The organism is Roseibium polysiphoniae, from assembly GCF_014842925.1.
GTDB lineage: Bacteria > Pseudomonadota > Alphaproteobacteria > Rhizobiales > Stappiaceae > Roseibium > Roseibium polysiphoniae.
In genome coordinates, this window is record NZ_JACYXJ010000001.1 from 117,440 (window position 1) to 135,290 (window position 17,851).

At 59.2% G+C, this 17,851-nt stretch carries 15 protein-coding genes; 9 read left to right on the forward strand and 6 right to left on the reverse strand.

Going from position 1 to position 17,851, the window contains the following annotated elements; translation table 11 throughout:
- Nucleotides 1–501 precede the first annotated feature (501 nt).
- Nucleotides 502–1,632 carry a type III PLP-dependent enzyme gene (locus IG617_RS00545; protein ID WP_192106350.1) on the forward strand — a complete coding sequence of 377 codons (1,131 nt, stop codon included), beginning with the start codon at nt 502–504 and terminating at the stop codon, nt 1,630–1,632.
- A gap of 11 nt (nt 1,633–1,643) precedes the next feature.
- Nucleotides 1,644–2,195, forward strand: a complete 552-nt coding sequence (locus IG617_RS00550; RefSeq protein WP_192106352.1) for a GNAT family N-acetyltransferase — start codon at nt 1,644–1,646, stop codon at nt 2,193–2,195.
- 29 nt (nt 2,196–2,224) lie between these two features.
- Here the strand turns inward: IG617_RS00550 and IG617_RS00555 are convergent, their stop codons facing one another.
- Nucleotides 2,225–4,033 (reverse strand): adenylate/guanylate cyclase domain-containing protein, encoded by a 1,809-nt coding sequence (locus IG617_RS00555; RefSeq protein WP_209008183.1) that lies wholly within the window; start codon nt 4,031–4,033, stop codon nt 2,225–2,227.
- A 134-nt stretch (nt 4,034–4,167) separates the two neighbouring features.
- Nucleotides 4,168–5,751: a SulP family inorganic anion transporter gene (locus tag IG617_RS00560; RefSeq protein WP_192106357.1), complete on the reverse strand. Its 1,584-nt coding sequence runs from the start codon at nt 5,749–5,751 to the stop codon at nt 4,168–4,170.
- Between the two features lie 245 nt (nt 5,752–5,996).
- Between IG617_RS00560 and IG617_RS00565 the strand changes: the two genes are divergently transcribed.
- From IG617_RS00565 to IG617_RS00585, 5 genes are all read left to right on the forward strand, one after another.
- Nucleotides 5,997–6,431 (forward strand): universal stress protein, encoded by a 435-nt coding sequence (locus IG617_RS00565; RefSeq protein WP_192106359.1) that lies wholly within the window; start codon nt 5,997–5,999, stop codon nt 6,429–6,431.
- A 19-nt stretch (nt 6,432–6,450) separates the two neighbouring features.
- Nucleotides 6,451–7,992 carry an alanine/glycine:cation symporter family protein gene (locus tag IG617_RS00570; RefSeq protein WP_192106361.1) on the forward strand — a complete coding sequence of 514 codons (1,542 nt, stop codon included), beginning with the start codon at nt 6,451–6,453 and terminating at the stop codon, nt 7,990–7,992.
- A 377-nt stretch (nt 7,993–8,369) separates the two neighbouring features.
- On the forward strand, nt 8,370–9,554 hold the full coding sequence (locus IG617_RS00575) for an aminotransferase (protein WP_192106363.1): 1,185 nt from the start codon (nt 8,370–8,372) through the stop codon (nt 9,552–9,554).
- Between the two features lie 41 nt (nt 9,555–9,595).
- A complete protein-coding gene (locus tag IG617_RS00580; RefSeq protein ID WP_192106365.1) occupies nt 9,596–10,624 on the forward strand; it encodes an asparaginase in 1,029 nt (342 codons plus the stop codon).
- 30 nt (nt 10,625–10,654) lie between these two features.
- Complete coding sequence (locus IG617_RS00585; protein ID WP_192106367.1) at nt 10,655–11,455, forward strand: dimethylarginine dimethylaminohydrolase family protein; 801 nt, start codon at nt 10,655–10,657, stop codon at nt 11,453–11,455.
- Between the two features lie 9 nt (nt 11,456–11,464).
- Here IG617_RS00585 and IG617_RS00590 read toward each other — a convergent pair whose 3' ends face one another.
- The gene (locus tag IG617_RS00590; protein WP_192106369.1) at nt 11,465–12,877 is read right to left on the reverse strand and encodes a TIGR03808 family TAT-translocated repetitive protein; all 1,413 of its coding nucleotides are present in this window, start codon (nt 12,875–12,877) and stop codon (nt 11,465–11,467) included.
- Nucleotides 12,878–12,929: 52 nt separating this feature from the next.
- Nucleotides 12,930–13,835: a LysR family transcriptional regulator gene (locus IG617_RS00595; RefSeq protein WP_192106371.1), complete on the reverse strand. Its 906-nt coding sequence runs from the start codon at nt 13,833–13,835 to the stop codon at nt 12,930–12,932.
- 137 nt (nt 13,836–13,972) lie between these two features.
- On the opposite strand from IG617_RS00595, the gene IG617_RS00600 reads away from it, so the two are divergent.
- Nucleotides 13,973–15,010 (forward strand): aldo/keto reductase, encoded by a 1,038-nt coding sequence (locus tag IG617_RS00600; RefSeq protein WP_192106373.1) that lies wholly within the window; start codon nt 13,973–13,975, stop codon nt 15,008–15,010.
- A gap of 45 nt (nt 15,011–15,055) precedes the next feature.
- Here the strand turns inward: IG617_RS00600 and IG617_RS00605 are convergent, their stop codons facing one another.
- Entirely contained in the window at nt 15,056–15,649 is a 594-nt protein-coding gene (locus IG617_RS00605) for a pyroglutamyl-peptidase I (protein WP_192106375.1), read from the reverse strand.
- An 11-nt stretch (nt 15,650–15,660) separates the two neighbouring features.
- Entirely contained in the window at nt 15,661–16,659 is a 999-nt protein-coding gene (meaB, locus tag IG617_RS00610; RefSeq protein WP_192106377.1) for a methylmalonyl Co-A mutase-associated GTPase MeaB, read from the reverse strand.
- A gap of 139 nt (nt 16,660–16,798) precedes the next feature.
- Here meaB and IG617_RS00615 point away from each other — a divergent pair, with 139 nt between their 5' ends.
- Nucleotides 16,799–17,830, forward strand: coding sequence for a phytanoyl-CoA dioxygenase family protein (locus IG617_RS00615; protein ID WP_192106379.1), 1,032 nt, complete (start codon nt 16,799–16,801; stop codon nt 17,828–17,830).
- Nucleotides 17,831–17,851 lie beyond the last annotated feature (21 nt).

The window sequence follows — 17,851 nt, forward strand, 5'->3', positions numbered from 1 at the left end:
AGCCCCACTCAAAAAAATGCGCGCGATGCAAATTTCCCCTTGATCATGACAGGATTTCATCGCATCTACGTCTTGCCCAAATTCGCACGTGCCCGAGGCCGTTCATGGGGTCCCTGAAAAGGAGGCCTCTTAAGGGGTAGCTGCCAAATAACACCGCCAAGGGGCGGGGCAGCAAATCCGGACGGCTTAAAGCAACGACGTAAGAGGGCCTTTTGGTCTCGGCTGGGGTCTCCAACCTCCGGCGTCACTGATGAGGCACTTGTTACATCCTTGCCCGACGTGCGGTTCGGTCTTCCGATCCAATCAACGGCATTCCCGACGCGGGAAAGCTTTATTGTCTTTCAGGACAGCATTGCCCAACCGTCGCTGCAAGTCGTATTCCGCGCTCCGGTTCCATCCCGGGGCCGCTGCTCTGCACTTTCAGCACCCTGCGACGTGAACCTGAGGCCCGCCGGCAATGCAATGGTGTGGTCTGTTATGAATTGGAAGGGGAAGACCCCGATGAGCGAACGCATTCTGGACTTTTTGCGACGACGTGATGCCGACGGCCCATGTGTTGTTGTCGACCTCGACATCGTGCGTGACAACTACGAAACCTTTGCCAAGGCCCTGCCGGACACCTCTGTCTATTATGCGGTGAAGGCCAATCCCGATCCCGCGATCCTGAATTTGCTGGAAAGCCTCGGGTCCTCGTTCGACTGTGCATCTGTTGGCGAAATCGAGATGGTCTTGGCCACAGGCGCGGACGCTGCCCGCATTTCCTACGGAAACACCATCAAGAAGGAGCGTGACATTGCGCGTGCCTATCAGCTCGGCGTCCGCCTCTTCGCGGTCGATTGCGTCGAAGAAGTCGAAAAAATCGCTCGTGTTGCAGCCGGCAGCAAAGTCTTCTGCCGCGTCCTCTGCGACGGAGTCGGAGCAGAATGGCCGCTTTCGCGCAAGTTCGGATGCGACCCTGCCATGGCACCCGATGTGCTCGAATTCGCCCATCAAAACGGTCTCACCGCACACGGAGTTTCCTTCCATGTCGGCTCCCAGCAAGCCAACCTCGGCGCGTGGGATCTCGCTCTCGCCATGGCAGCGGGCGTTTTCCAAGAGATGGCGCTCCGCGGCATCGAGCTGAAAATGGTCAACATGGGTGGGGGCTTCCCGACCCGCTATCTCAAGGACGTGCCCGGTGTGCCGAGCTATGGCGAAGCCATTTTCGGCTCTCTGACCAAGCACTTCGGCAACCGTTTGCCGTCCACGATCATCGAGCCGGGGCGCGGCATGGTCGGCAACGCTGGTCTGATCGAAGCGGAAGTCGTGCTGATCTCGAAGAAGTCGGCCGAGGACGAGGTCCGCTGGGTCTATCTTGATATCGGCAAGTTCCACGGTCTGGCCGAGACCATGGACGAGGCGATCCGCTACCCGATCCGCACACCGCGTGATGGCGACGTGACGGCGCCGTGCGTTCTGGCCGGTCCGACCTGCGACAGCGTTGATGTCATGTACGAAAAGACGCCGTACGAGCTGCCCGTTTCGCTTTCCATCGGCGACAAGGTACTGATTGAGGCCTGCGGAGCGTATACGACCACCTATTCGAGTGTCGGCTTCAACGGCTTCGCGCCCTTGGCATCCTTCGTCATATAGGGCCTTCCAGGATGATCGACATTGTTGATGAGGCGCCGGCACATGTCGGCGCCCGTGAGGTCCTGCTCGACCTGAGTTTTGGCCCGGATCGTTTTGCCAAGACATCCGAGCGTCTCCGTGAAGGTCGTCTACCTGCGTTCGCCTACAGCGCGCTGGACCAAGCCGGTGCTCTGGTCGGCACGGTCCGTCTTTGGAACGTCGCGGATGAAACCGGGCGCAATGCGTTGCTTCTTGGGCCACTCGCCGTTGAAACGAGCTGCCGGAGCCAGAAGGTCGGCGAACGCCTTATGCGCCACGCAATCAACCAGGCCGCCATGGCAGGCTTCGGGGTTGTCATATTGGTCGGAGATCACGCCTATTATCAGCGTTTCGGTTTCAATGCGGGCTTGATCGACAATCTGATGCTTCCAGGTCCTGTGGAACGGGCGCGTTTTCTGGCGCTTGAACTCAAGGCCGGGCACCTGGCTGGCTTCGCCGGATGTCTTTTGCCGACAGGCGCAACGGATCTGGCACAACAGGTCGGCATGCCTCTTACGCTTGATGTCTTTGAAACTGCCGCCTGACCGCGGACCAGCGGTCAGAAGTCCATTGATCAGGGCTTCAGCCGAATGACGTCCACGAGCGCGTCCTTGCCTTTGACCTTGTGAGCTCCCAATGGCTCAAAGGGGATCGAGGAGGGAAGGCGCGCTCCGATATCGCCGGAGGCCAGGATGATCACCTCGGCGTCTGGATCTACATCCCGCCCCAGGGATTCCAGGCGAGACGCCACATTCACGGTGTCGCCGATCACTGTGTAATTGACCCGGCCGACGGCGCCGATATCGCCGACCACAAGCGGGCCCCTGTGAAGCCCGATGCGGATGCGGACGGGCGGCAGACCGTTTGTACGGCGGACCTCATTGTCAGCCATGATCGCTCTGGCAATGCCGATTGCCGCCTCAGCTGCGGGAATGTCGGGAGCATCCATGCGCTGTGGTGCGCCCCAGAAGGCCATGACGCTGTCGCCGATATACTTGTCGATGGTGCCCTGATGGGCGTCGATTTCAGCCCCAATCAGTGACAGGTGCTGGTTGACGAAGGTCGCGATCTCACCGGTGGTCATGGTTTCCGACAAGCTCGTGAAGCCGACAATATCGGTAAAGAGAACCGCCAGCTCCCGCTCCTCGGGCGGCGCGTCTGCTCGGCCTTCCCGGATCAGCTGATTGACGAGGGATTTCGGCACATAGCGGATGAAGGCAGACAGCCCACCAAGCATGGCGTTGAAGCCGTTCGCGAGATCTTCCAACTCACGCACCGCGCTTCCCGGCAGCGGTTTGACCGCGTCGAAATCAAGTCGCGCGACCGAGCGGGCACCATCGGCTGCGCGTTTGATCGGACGCGCGATGTAATGGGCGAGAAAACCCGTGGCGACAAGCGAAAGACCCAGGAGCACGAGCCCGATGAGGATCGAGCGTGTGAGCAGGTGAAGCGGTTGTTCAAGGACGTTGGCTGAAAAATGCGCGCCGATCTTGATCGGCAGCGTTCCGAATTTTTCGCCGCTGTCCTCGTACACAACAAACCGGCGGGCGCCGTCCGCATCAAATCCCGCCAGAAGATCGATCTCGCCGGAAAAATGATAGTCTTCAGCAGCTTGGGGCTCGTGATCCTCATGGCTCGCCAGGAAGGTGTCGGGCATGGACTTCATGTCGATCAGCGGAGCGTTTGGAGAAAGCTGGTCCTCGACCTCATCCAGGCGAGGATGCGCGAGAAGCTTGCCTGCGCCGTAAGTCAGAAAGACGGTCAGATCGTCCGTCGAGACCTTCTTGGTGATGATGGAGAGGCGTTCAAGCGAAACGCCTACGAACACGGCCCCCAGAAACGTGTCTTCATCCCGAATGGGGGTGACATAGGCGACATAGCTGTGGCTGCGCCCGGGAACAAATTGAACGGGTGTCCAGAAGCCTTCGGTCGCGTCTCTTGCTTTCTCCATCTGGGGAGCAAGGTTCGGCAGTTTTGCGACTGGTGCCCTGAACGGCACGATCACGCCATCACCGGCTCCCCTGTCGACCTGAACCGCGTAGCCGTCATTCGAGGCGACAATCAGCAGGGATGCCTGGGGTGTTCCGGCGAGTGCGCCGTAGGTGAAGGTGGAAAGCTCCTCAACGTCATCGATCAGAACCGAACCAGCGATAACGGCCTTGGCCGTAAACGCGGCCTGTGCCTCGATCGCATCAAGCTGTGAGGCGAAGTCGTTCTGAAGCGCGTCCATACCGATGTCGACGAGCGTGCCGCCGAGCGTGCGCACGATCTTCTCCGACATGATGACCTGAACCACGAGCACGAGTGCGGCGGTCACGAGCACAAATGTGCCGATGACGATCGTCAAGGTCGGTGTGAGTTTGATGCGTCTGCGCAGTTTCACGTCGCCGAATCCGTCCGGAGTTTGAGCCGGTCCGAGTATCGGCTGAAGGGCGCTTGCAGGTAAAGGCATCTGGTGCCTTTACCGCCGGTCCAAAAGATCAAAGGCGGGCCGTGTAAGGCCCGCCTTTCAAAGCGTCAGTTCGACTTCTGCGGCGCCTCGAACTTGTCGCCATAGTCGACGGCAACCTCATAGTCCGGATCCTCGAGAACCGAAACCTCGACAAGGTTGCCGGCTTTTTCGAGCAGCTTCTGGCAATCGCGCGAAAGGTGACGAAGGTGAAGGCGCTTGCCGGCTGCTACATACTTGGAGGCCAGCGCGTCAATGGCCTCGAGACCCGAGTGATCGACAACACGGCTGTCCATGAAATCAACGACAACGTCGTCTGGATCAGTGTTGATGTCGAAGAGGTCCTGAAAGCCTGTCACGGAGCCGAAGAAGAGAGGACCTGACAGGCGGTAGACCTTCCAGCCTTCCTTGGAAATGCCGGTGCGGGCATCGATGCGGCTGGCCGCATTCCAGGCATAGGCGAGCGCCGAAATGATCACGCCGACGACAACGGCCATGGCCAGATCCGCGTAGACCGTCACACAGGTCACGATCACAATCACCAGGGCGTCGGTCATCGGGATCTTATGCATGATCTTCAAACTGGTCCAGGCGAAGGTGCCGATCACGACCATGAACATCACGCCAACCAGTGCCGCGACCGGGATCTGCTCGATCAGCGGGGCGGCGAAGAGGACAAACGACAGCAGGAAGAGCGCCGCGGCAATGCCCGAGATGCGGGTCCGTGCCCCGGATTTCACGTTGATCATGGACTGGCCGATCATGGCACAGCCGCCCATGCCGCCGAAGAAGCCAGTCACCACGTTGGAGGCGCCCTGCGCCAAACACTCACGAGAGGCTCCACCCTTGGTGTTGGTCATATCCGCCACCAGGTTCAGCGTCAGAAGGGACTCGATCAGGCCAATGGCGGCCAGGACCACCGAGTAGGGTAGGATGATCTCAAGCGTTTCCCAGGTGAGTGGCACCGTGGGAATGTGGAATTCCGGCAAGCCTCCAGCGATCGAGGCGAGATCGCCCACCGACCGCGTGTCGAGGCCGAAGCCGAGTACCAGAGCCGATACCACGAGAATTCCGGCCAGCGGCGCCGGAAACGCGCCCGTAAGCCGGGGCAGGAACCAGATGACGGCCATCGTCAGGGCCACGAGGCCGAGCATCAGATAGAGATCGGAACCGGTCATCCAGTTGAAGCCACCTGCGCCGTCGTCGACTTTGAACTGGCCAAGCTGGGCAAGGAAGATGACGATTGCCAGACCGTTGACGAAGCCAAGCATCACGGGGTGCGGCACCATCCGGATGAACTTGCCCCACCTCAAAAGGCCGACGGCGATCTGGATGATCCCCATGAGCACCACGGTGGCGAAGAGATATTCAACGCCGTGCTGGGCTACGAGGGCAACCATGACCACGGCGAGCGCACCGGTCGCACCGGAGATCATGCCCGGGCGTCCACCAAAACAGGCGGTGATCAGGCCGACGAAGAAGGCGGCATAGAGGCCCACGAGCGGATTGACGCCCGCAACAAAGGCAAAGGCGACGGCTTCGGGAACCAATGCGAGCGCAACAGTCAGGCCTGCAAGAAGCTCGATCTTGATCCGGTTCGGGGTCAGTTTTGTCGAAGTGACGGGGGCAGGTGCCTCGGCGCGTGCGGACAAGGACAACTCCAATCTGTTTCTGGCGGCCGTTAGCTGGTCGCGATCAATTTGTTCGGCAGAGTTTGGAAATGGCAGCGATCTGGCCTCGCTGCCAGATCTTGATCCAAATCAATTTGACCGACTTTTAGCCAATGTTTCGCATCGCAGCAAGGGAAGCGACTCTACATGATTTATTAAGGATTGGTGACAGTTCGGTTACATTGTGCTTTCGTGACATCGTTAAAGTTGTCAGGAAGGGGCAAATTATGAGTGTGAAATTTGTTGTCGGCTACGATGGCAGCCAAGCATCCGAGGGTGCGATACGCTTTGCCATAGCCCAGGCCAAGAGCTGCAATGCAGTTCTGGTTGTGGCGCATGTACTTGAATGGTCTCCCTATTCCTTTTTGACACCCACTGAAATTGAAGAGCGACACAAACGCCGTAACGAGGAACTCAAGCGTGCCGAACAGGCATTGATTGGTCCCTTGATTGCGAAGATCAAGTCTGAACATGCCGAAGTTGAGAGCGTGATCCGCTACGGCAATATCGTCGATACGCTGATGTCTATTTCAGCAGATTGCGGCGCAGACCAGATCTTCATCGGGCGCACAGGCCACAGCAGCCTGTCGACCCGCGTGTTTGGCTCGGTTGCCGGCAGTCTTGCCCAGCACGCCGACGTGCCTGTGACCATCGTTCCATAAGAAAAATCCAGAGGGTGTCATGCAAACAATCAGAAAAGCCGCGCTCGGAGCTGCGGCCCTTGTGCTTTCAGCAGGTCCAACGGTCGCTCAATCCATTGATGAGCAGGTCAATGCCTTGTTTTCTTCCTCGACGGGCTGGTTTGTCAGCCTGATCTTTAGTCCCTTTCCAGGCACCAGCTTTCCCTGGATCGTTGCTTGGCTAGTCGTCGCCGCAACCATCTTTACCGTCTATTTCGGCGTTATTCAGTTCCGCGCCTTTGGTCACGCGATTTCGCTGGTCAAAGGCGATTACTCGGATCCAAATGATGCAGGGGAGGTCAGTCACTTCCAGGCACTGGCCACAGCCCTTTCGGGAACCGTCGGGCTGGGGAACATCGCCGGGGTGGCCGTCGCCGTCGGCATCGGCGGCCCGGGCGCAACGTTCTGGATGATCCTCGCGGGTTTGATGGGCATGGCCTCCAAGTTCACCGAGTGTACGCTGGGCGTGAAGTACCGCAATGAATATGCCGACGGTACGGTCTCCGGCGGCCCGATGTATTACATCACCAAGGGCTTTGCCGAACGGGGTGTTCCGGGCGGGAAAATCCTTGCGGTGCTCTTTGCGATCTTCTGTATCCTTGGTGCGCTTGGTGGCGGCAACATGTTCCAGGCCAACCAGGCGCACCAGCAGATCGCTGGCATCGTTGGTGATTATCCAGGCTGGATCACCGGCATCATTTTCGCCGGCGTCGTCTTTGCTGTCATCATCGGCGGGCTGCAGTCGATCGCAAGCGTGACCGAAAAGGTCGTGCCCTTCATGGGCATTCTCTATGTGCTGGCCGCATTGGTCATCATCCTGATGAACGTGGACAAGGTCGGCTGGGCATTTGGCCAGATCTTCGAAGGCGCCTTTACCGGTCTGGGCATTGCGGGCGGTTTCGTCGGGGCCTTGATCCAGGGCTTCAAGCGCGCGGCCTTCTCCAATGAAGCGGGCGTCGGTTCTGCGGCGATCGCGCACTCTGCGGTTCGCACAAAGGAACCCATCACCGAGGGTGTCGTCTCTCTGCTTGAACCCTTCATCGACACGGTTGTCATCTGTACAATGACCGCGTTGGTGATCATCATCACGCAGCAGTTGGTGATCGATCCGGCGACCGGAAACTATCTGGTTGAGAACGGCAGCATCGTGACCGCTTCCGGCGCATCCGGTGTTGGTCTGACCTCGGCTGCCTTCGGCAGTGCGTTCAGCTGGTTCCCCTATGTCCTGGCCGTCGCGGTGATCCTCTTCGCCTTTTCGACAATGATTTCCTGGTCCTACTACGGTCTGAAAGCCTGGACCTACCTGTTCGGTGAAGGCAAATCCAAGGAGATCGTCTTCAAGGTCATCTTCTGCATTTTCGTCGTCATTGGTGCCGCGGCCAATCTTGGGCCGGTCATTGATTTCTCCGATGCGGCCATCTTCGCCATGGCGGTCGTCAACATCATTGGACTTTATGTCCTGATGCCGGTCGTGAAGCGGGAGATGATCAGCTACATGGAACGCCTGAAATCAGGTGAAATCCGCAAGTTCAAGAGCCACTGAGCCCTAGAACACAGCACGGACAAACAAGAAGGCCCGGGACAGATCGCTCCGGGCTTTTTGCATGCAGGATCAGGTTTTCTGTAAGGGCAGCCGCCGAGCGAGTTGGGCAAGAGCTTGTCGCAAGCGTGTCCCAAGAGCACGCCGCCGTGCGGGCTGTAGGTAAGCGCAAACGCAGCATTTATCCTCTTTAGGACGCAATTTCGGGGATGGAGAAGCCGGTCGATTACCTTGGGTGCTTTTGCTCACAAAAGGCCGGGCTTCACATGGTTTTAAGACACGAAAGAAAACCCACTCGACGCGGTTCATCTTCAAGGCTACAACGCGAAATTAGACACTAGAAATCGCGTGTAAATCGCGATCGGCCGGGAGGTCCCAAGATGAAATCCACCAATCCCGTTTTCACTGGGCTGGAAACCACGATTTTCGAAACCATGTCGCGGCTGGCAATGGCGCATGAAGCCGTGAATCTGGGGCAGGGATTTCCCGATGTGGACGGTCCCTTGGACATTCGTGAGACCGCGGCAAGGGCACTGGTTGACGGACCGAACCAGTATCCGCCCATGCTGGGCCTGCCAGAACTTCGCCAGGCGGTCGCTGCCGCCAACAAGCGGTTCTACGGCCTGGATATCGATTGGCAGAGCCAGGTTGTCGTGACCTCCGGTGCGACAGAAGCGCTGAATGATTGCATTCTTGCGCTCGTTGAACCGGGCGACGAGGTGATCCTGATCGAGCCGCTCTATGATTGCTATCTGCCGCTGGTCAAGCGTGCGGGCGGCATCCCAGTACGTCTGAGGGTCACGCCGCCAAGTTGGGCCCTCGATCTTGCGGCGCTGGAAGCCGCCTTCACGGAAAAAACCAAGGCGATCTTGATCAACAATCCGATGAACCCGGCTGCCAAGGTGTTCTCCGAAGACGAGCTCAAGGCCATCGCAGAGCTCTGTGTTCGCCATGATGTCTATGCGATTTGCGACGAGGTCTATGAGCACCTGGTCTTCAACGGCACGCGCCATCATCCTCTCATGAAGTTTGACGGCATGGCCGAGCGCACCCTGCGCATTGGCTCTGCGGGCAAGACCTTCTCGCTGACCGGCTGGAAGGTCGGCTACATCACGGGCGCAGCACAGCTCATCGACCCGATTGCCAAGGCCCATCAATATGTCACCTTCACCACGCCGCCGAACCTGCAGAAGGCCGTCGCTGCGGGGCTGACAAAGGATGAGGCCTATTATGAGGGCCTCGCTTCGGACCTTGCGGCCAAACGCGATCGCATGGCCGGGGCGCTTGAAAAACTTGGCTTTGGCGTTCTGCCCTGCGCGGCAACCTATTTCCTGACCTGCGACATCACGGGGCTTGGCATAGGCGACACGGACGTTGAGGCCTGTCAGCGTATGGTCAAAGAGGCCGGTGTTGCAGCTGTTCCTGTGTCCGCCTTCTACGGCGGCGACGCGCCGACCAACTTCATCCGCTTCTGTTTCTGCAAACAGGATCACGTCATTGATGAGGCCATGAGCCGGTTGGAAAACTGGATGACGGCTGATCTTCAGGAGGTGGTGGCCCACTAAGCCGCTTCAGCCATTCAAATTCCGACCAAGGAGTGTCGTTTATGACCAATCCAGTCACCGTTGAAGTCACCCGCGGCAAGTTGGTGGAGAGCCGTCACCGTGGGTCTCTGGCGGTTGTCGATGACAGTGGCAAGCTTGTCTGCGCGATTGGCGACGCGGATGCCCGGGTTTTTCCGCGCTCCGCCATCAAGGTGCTTCAAGCCCTGCCACTGGTCGAGAGCGGAGCCGCCGACGCACTGGATTTCGATGACGCGGAACTGGCGCTTTGCTGTGCGTCTCACAACGGCGAAGGCGTTCATGTCAAATCCGCCCGTGTGATGCTGATCAAGGCTGGCCTGAGCGAGGATGATCTGGAGTGCGGCTCTCAGTGGCCGAAGCGGCTCGAGGACATCGCCGATCTGGTCCGAGCCGATGAGGAGCCGGGCGCGCTCTATAACAATTGTTCGGGCAAACATGCCGGGTTTCTTGGTCTTGCCAAGGTTCTGGGGGCCCCTACCAAGGGCTATGTGCTGCCGGATCATCCAGTGCAGCAGGAAATCAAAGCCACGGTCGAAGAATTTACCGGCGAGGAATTGACGGCAGATGTCTGCGGGACAGACGGCTGCTCGATCCCGACCTATGCCAGTCCGCTGAAGGGTATCGCGCGAGCCTTTGCAGTCTTCGGCACAGGCAAGGATCTGGAGCCGAACCGGGCGCAGGCCTGCGAGCGTCTGTATGAGGCCTGCGTCAACGAACCCTTCATGGTGGCGGGCACGGAGCGTTTCTGCACCGACATCATGGCGGCCTTCAAGGGGCGCGTTTTCGTCAAGTTCGGCGCGGAAGGTGTTTTCTGCGCGTCGATCCCCGAAAAGGGCCTCGGCGTTGCGCTGAAGTGCGACGACGGTGGCACGCGCGGCGCGGAGACCATGATGGGCGCTGTTCTTGAAGTTTTGCTGGACAAGAGCGAAGAAGAAGCCAAGGCACTGGATGCCTATGTCAATCCGCCGATCCGCACCCGTGTCGGTTTCGAGGCTGGCGAAGTCCAGCCGTCCGAAACCTTCCTCTCCGCCCTCAAGGACGCGCTCGCCTAAGCTCAGTCTGAAAACTCAAGGTTTCGCCCAATGCCGCATCGCGAAGGTCTCTCCTGGCGTTTCACTCACGCAATCACGCGCGTTCCTGCCGACAGCGTGGCAGATGGCCTCAGAGCTGTTGATACAGGCAACCCCAGCGGAGAAGCCTTTCGCGCTGAGCATGCCGCCTACGTCAATGCGTTGAAAGCGGCCGGGCTGACCGTCGATGTACTGCCGCAACTGGAAGGGTTTCCCGACAGCTGCTTTGTAGAAGATCCCGCATTCTGCCTGCCTGAAGGTGCCATTCTCTTGCGTCCCGGTACAGCAAGCCGAGAGGGCGAGGCAGCTGAAATTCGCGCCGCGCTCGAGGCGCGTTTCGACACGGTTGTCGAGATCCCTGGAGACGGGCACGTGGATGGCGGCGACGTCCTGACGCTGGATGATGAAATTCTGATTGGCTTGTCCGCCCGCACAGACAGGCGCGGCGCGGATGCTTTCGCTGCGCTTTTGGCGGAATGGGGCTACAACGCCCGCGTCGCCGAAACGCCTGAGGGGGTGCTGCATTTCAAGACCGCCTGTTCGACCCTGGGCGAAGGTGTCATCCTCGCGACCAATGTCATGATCGACAGCGGATTTTTCGGTGATCGGAAGACCGTTCAGGTGCCGGAAGATGAAGAGTATGCGGCAAACGTGATCCGGGTGAACGACGTTGTGCTGGTGCCCGAGGGCTATCCTAAGACGCGAGATGTAGTTGAGGCCGCCGGCTTCAAGACCGTCGTTCTGCCGACCCACGAAGCCCGCAAGGTCGACGGCGGCCTGTCCTGCTTGTCCCTGCGTTTCAGTCTCGACTGATTGCCGGACCTAGGCCGCGACCTGGTTGCCCATCACAGACAGATGTGACCAGTCCTGGGTGTTGTTGAGTTCACGGGTGGCCTTGTCGAGCCAGCGGTAGCCGACGATCGCATCCTTGTCGGACCCTTGAACCACGTTGTTGCTGATCACGGCTAATCCGGCTCCGTCCACCACAGTGACAGCGATGCCGGTGCCGCAGGACCGCAGGACATTCTGCGAGGCAACGATGTTGCGCATGTACGGGCCCCAGCCGAGCAACAGGCCAAAACGCGGAGCACCTTCGATCACATTGCCGGTGATGGTGGTGTCTGCCTCTGCAGCGATGCCAATGCCGAAGCCTGCAACTTCTGGCGGATAAGGCCCCGTGGCGGAGAGATTGCGGATCAGGTTTCCTGAACAGACAGCCAGGCGGCCACCATCCATGAAGTTGGCGATGGAAATGCCGGTCGTGCCGCCGTCGATCAGGTTGTTGGAAATCAGCGCGCCCTGAAAGGCAAATTCCGAGTAGATCGCGACTTCGCCGGAGCGCAGGCAGGAGTTGCCGATGATCTGAACGTTTGAGCCCGTGTTGGATCGGATCGCGGAGAAAGCACAGTCAGCGATACGATTGCCGGAGACGACCACGCCATCTGCGCGGAAAACATTGATGCCGTTGCCCCACTGGCCTGTCCCGCCATGTTTCGCGCCGATGCGTTCAATCCGGTTGCCGGAGACCAGGGTGCCATCTTCGCCCTGCTTCCAGCGGTGTACCCAGATGCCGCCATTGGCGCAGTCGGCAATGACATTGTCTGTGATCTGAAGGCCGGTGGCTTCGTTCGACCGGATGGCCGCTTCGGCGGCGCCGGTGACAATGCAGCCCGAAATCCGGCCCGAACACCGGTCAGCCACAACACCGCTTTGCGCCGAACCGACAATGGAGCTGTCCGTCAGGGACAGTTCGCGAACGCCAACGAAATGCAGGAGGCCTTCGGTGTGACCGCCAATGCTGCGGTTGGCACCGTCAAACGTAAGGCCAGACAGCGAGACATTGGAGACACCTTCTGCTGTGGCCAGCAGTCCGCCTCCGCCCTGGTAGATCAGGCGGGTGCGCCCTGGAACGCCAACAATGAGCGTGCCTGAGGGAAAGCGCAGATTGGCAACCGGATAGTTGCCGGCCGGAAGAAACAGCGCACGTCCTTTCTCGACCGCCCGGTTGATCGCATTTTGGAAGAGTGCCGTCTGATCGTCCGAGGCATTTGGAACCAGTCCCAGCTCGCTGGCATCCATGGAACCGCGCAGGTCTGCGATCTGAATGGCCGCGCTCGAGGCCGTCCCGGATAGGCACAAGGCGGTGCCACCCAATGTGCCAGCAAGAAACGTGCGGCGGCTTAAGTCGACAGGCGAGGGGACTTGTGTCCCGGATCTGGAAAAAAATCGGCTCATGCGGAGAGTATTGCAACGCCTGTGCCGGATGGCGTTGCAGTTGGACCCGATACTAGTAAACCTTTCCGTTCTCCTTGAGATAGTCCAGCAATGCTTTTACTCGGGCGGGGACCGGTCCGCCCTGGCCGACATAGACTGCATGGAACGCCTCCCGGTCTCCGGGGTTGAGATGCTCGAGCACCGGAACGAGACGCTTGTGAGCAATATCACCCTGGACCGTAAAGGCGGTCAGGCGCGCCAGTCCTGCGCCTGCAAGCGCCAATTGGCGGATCGCCTCACCGTCGCTGGCCTGGATATGATCTTTGACCGCCATGGGAAAGACGTCCATTTCTCCCCTCAAGGGCCAGCCTTCGATTGTCCGTGCATAGGTTGGGCCGATGATCCGATGGCGGTGAAGGTCCTCTGCCGACTGAGGTGTTCCATTTTTTGCGAGATACTCCGGCGAAGCCACGATGACGCGGGCCGTTTCGCCAAGTTTGCGCACCGTCAATCTGCTGTCAGTCATCTGGCCAGCTCTGATCGCAACGTCGGTTCGTTCCGCCAGCAGGTCGACCACCACGTCGGTCTGAATGATGTCGAGGGTAATGTCCGGATAACGTTCAGCGAAACTGCCGATAATCGGGATTAGAACATGTGTTGCATAGGAGGCGCTTGTGCTTATGCGAATGCGTCCAGCCGGGTGCTCTCCCGCATTCGCCTGACGCTCTGCGTCATCGAGATCAGACAGGATACGGCTTGATCGCTCGTAGAAGGAACAGCCCTCGGCAGTCAGTTGCAGGCGTCTTGTAGAGCGGGTGAGAAGCCGTGCTTCGAGCCGCTTTTCCAATCGTGAAATCAGCTTGCTTACAGCCGATGGTGTCATGTTGCAGGTGATCGCCGCTGCCGAGAAAGTGCCGCCTTCGACCACCTTGATGAAGACGCTCATTTCCCAAAACCGATTAATGTCGTAGCGAGCCATTAGTGAATTCAATTCATGAATGATATGAGATTGGGCTATCTATATCATTGATCTTCTCAAATCTAAATTGAGTTCCGAAAGAAGCGAGCCTTATTCCGGCCGCGTCTGGTCAAAACTACCTTCGGAAAGGAACTCGCATGGAATACCGTTCACTCGGTTCGTCTGGCCTCAAGGTCCCTGCTCTCAGTTTCGGCACTGGCACGTTCGCAGGTTCCGGACCCCTCTTTGGCGCATGGGGCAGGACGGATGTCGCTGAAGCCCGGAGGTTGGTGGACATCTGTCTGGAATCTGGCGTCAATCTCTTCGACAGCGCCGATGTTTACTCCGAGGGGGCGTCCGAGGAGGTCCTGGGTGCGGCAATCAAAGGCCGCCGAGGCGAGATTTTGATTTCCACAAAGGCGGGCTTGCCGACCGGTGAAGGTGCAAATGACCGTGGGACGTCGCGATCGAGGTTGATCCAGGTTGTAGACGACGCTCTGCGCCGTCTTGGAACCGACTACATCGACATCTTCCAGCTGCATGCCTTTGACGCGAGTACCCCGATCGAGGAGGTTCTCGGAACACTGGACACCTTGGTAACAGCAGGCAAGCTTCGCTACGTCGGCGTTTCGAATTTTTCCGGGTGGCAGATCATGAAGTCACTGGCCATCGCCGACAGACATAACCTGCCGCGTTACGTCGCAAACCAGGTCTATTATTCGCTGATCGGACGTGATTATGAATGGGATCTCATGCCGCTCGGAGCAGATCAGGGCCTGGGCGCACTTGTCTGGAGCCCACTCGGCTGGGGGCGCCTGACCGGCAAGGTAAGACGAGACCGCCCACTTCCAGAACTCAGCCGTCTTCATGATACCGCAGACTTTGGTCCGCCGGTGGACAACGAGCATTTGCTGAAGGTAATCGACGCTCTGGGCGAGGTTGCAGAAGAAACTGAAAAGACCATCCCGCAGGTCGCGCTCAACTGGCTCTTGAGGCGGCCGACGGTGTCTTCGGTGATCATCGGAGCGCGCAACGAGGAACAGCTGAGGCAAAATCTCGGTGCAATTGGCTGGTCCTTGACCGATCAGCAGATTGAAAAGCTGGACAAAGCCAGCCTCAAGGAAGCGCCTTATCCGCACTTCCCCTATCGACGTCAGGAGGGGTTTGCCCTTCTCGACCCGCCTCTCGCGGGATAGGAGCCAGTCTACGGAGGTCGTGCGGAGGCCGAGTTCGAAAGATTTTTAGATCCGCCGCGCGACTTCAGACAAAATCTGGACCGCTGCTGCTTCGATGTCTTGCAGGGAAGGTCTCGTGTCAAACTTTCCTCTTGGCAGCGGTGGTACGTGGATGAAGACGCTCGGAGTGCCGCTCGAGATGCTGTCCCAGAGCGTGGCGTTGCAAAGATAGGTGCCGGCGTCGTGTGACAGGGAAACAGGCACTCCGCTTCGAGCTGCCGCATCTCTCAATGCCCGTACCGGCAAGGTTGATGCCTTGGCCGCAGGCGCGTCCTGTTCCAGAGGGCCGGGGGCGGCGTGATGACCTTCTGCGTCTGGCTTGACCAGTGTCGCGCGGTTGACTGCGCGGGTCTCGATGTTGATGCCACGCCGTGTTCCGTCAACGCCGAAGTGGATGATCGCAGAGGGCTTCAGATCCTTGCGCAATTGCTCGGTGACCGTCTGCCGTCCGGCCCAGGTGGTCGGTAGCCGAACAAACTCGAACCGGATCCCTGCTCTCGGGGGCAACCGTCTTGGCAAACGAGCGATCAGCTGAGCGGTAGGGTTGATAGGCATGCCGGGGAAGGGCTCAAAGCCGGTGACGAGAATGGTTTTGGTCATAAGGTTTCTTTTCAAACGCCGATCAGACTGGAGATTTCCTCAACGGCGACGGAGACGGCCGTTTGCCCTTCGCGCACTTCACCTTCGAGGCGCTTGAGCCGCTCGGCTGTCTGCGCATTGCCCGTCAGAGCTTCCATCATGCGCTGTTGCAGCAGGTCCCACATCCAGGCGACCTGCTGGTCCGCGCGGCGTTGTTGAAATTCACCGGTCGCGCTCATCTTGTCCCGGTGGTGGGTTACCTGCTCCCACATGGCATCCAGGCCCTCATTCGCGAGCCCCGAGATGGTCACCACGGGCGGGCTCCAGGTGGGCGAGCGCGGCGCGAGGATATGAAGGGCAGCGCGGTAGTCTGAGGCGGCGCTTTGGGCGCGAAGCGCACTCTCGCCATCGGCCTTGTTCACCGCGATCATGTCGGCGATCTCAAGCACGCCTTTCTTGATGCCCTGAAGTTCGTCGCCGGCCCCTGGCAGCATCAGCACCAAAAAGAAATCCACCATATCGGCGACAGTGGTCTCCGACTGTCCGATGCCAACTGTTTCCACCAGGATGATGTCGAAGCCTGCAGCCTCGCACAGCAGCATGGTTTCGCGCGTCTTGGCGGCAACGCCGCCGAGCGTGCCAGCTGAAGGGGAGGGCCGGATAAAGGCGTTCTGATCCACCGCCAGCTGCGCCATCCGGGTCTTGTCGCCCAGAATGGAGCCGCCGGTGCGCGTCGAGGACGGGTCCACGGCCAAGACCGCGACCTTGTGTCCCTGGGCCGTCAGATTGGAACCGAGCATATCGATCGTGGTCGACTTTCCAACGCCCGGAACGCCGGTAATCCCCACGCGCTGGGCATTGCCCGTAAGCGGGAGCAAGTCCTGGATCAGCCCGCGGGCGATGGCGCGATGCTCTGCCTTGCGCGACTCGACCAGCGTGATCGCGCGGGCGAGGCTCGCTCGGTTTCCTGCGCGTATTCCGGCAGCCAGAGCCTTCGGGTCGAGAGATTTGCGAGGTGCTGTCTCGGTCATTCCCAAGGCTTAGCCGAGGAATCGGCCGCCGTCACGGTGGAACTTGGTCTTACGAAGTTGAGGTTTGAAAGGCTGTTGAAAGCGGAAGCCGCATGGTAACTTTGCCTTCTGTTGGTTTGAGTCTTTGTCGAGGAATTCAATGAAACCCCTTGCCTATCTGAACGCACCCTTCTGGTTGATGGGTGTCGTCGGAGCCGAAAAGTCCTTGAAGAAAAACCCGATCCTGGGCAGCGAGACTCTCAACAGCTGGGGGCTTCATAAAAAGCGGGTCCAGATCGCGGCCAATCTTGCGGCGGCACGGCGCAAGAGGCTGGCCTCGACACTGAACTCAGAGGACCGCGCGTTTTTTGATGAAAACGGCTATTTTGTTACGCGTAATTTCCTGCCTGACGCGGACTTCGAAGCCCTGAAACAGGAGATCTTCGGAAAGCCGTTCGAAGCTCGTGAGATGCGCCAGGGTGCGGCCGTGACGCGGATGACGCCCTTGCCCCCGGCTATCCTGAACGTCAATCCAGCGATTGCGCGCGCACTTCGAGATCCGAGAGCGGTGGCCCAGATCCGCTATGCTGCCTCTCAGAGCGGACAGCCCATGGGTTTTCTGCAGACCGTCATCGCTCAGCCTTCTGGCAAGAAAGATCCGCAGACAAACGTCCATGCGGACACGTTCCATGCCACCTCAAAAGCCTGGCTCTTTTTGCAGGACGTTGGCGAGGACGATGGCCCCTTCTGTTTTGTTCCTGGCTCTCACAAGTTGATGGAAAAACGCCTCGATTGGCAGCATCAGTGCTCGATGTCTGCAAGTCGCGGCCAGGATTCCCATCATGCCAGCGGCTCATTCCGGATCAGCTCAGAGGAACTGGAGGCACTCGGTTTGCCCCAGCCCAAGCGCATGGCCGTGCCGGCCAATACGCTGGTCGTGGCGGATACCTTTGCCTTTCATGGGCGGACGCCGTCCGACAAGCCGACTGTGCGCTGCGAAGTGCATTGGCACATGCGCCGGAACCCCTTCCTGCCGTGGACGGGGCTTGATCCCAAGTCCTTGCCCGGCATCCGAGAGCGGGAGTTGCAGCTTTTCATGCCCATCGCAGATGCGATGGAGAAATATGCCAAGAAGCGCAACGTCTGGCGGCCGGTGGGTGCCGTGCCGGTCAACTCAGAGCCACACGTCTAGTCATTTCGACAGCAGCTAAGT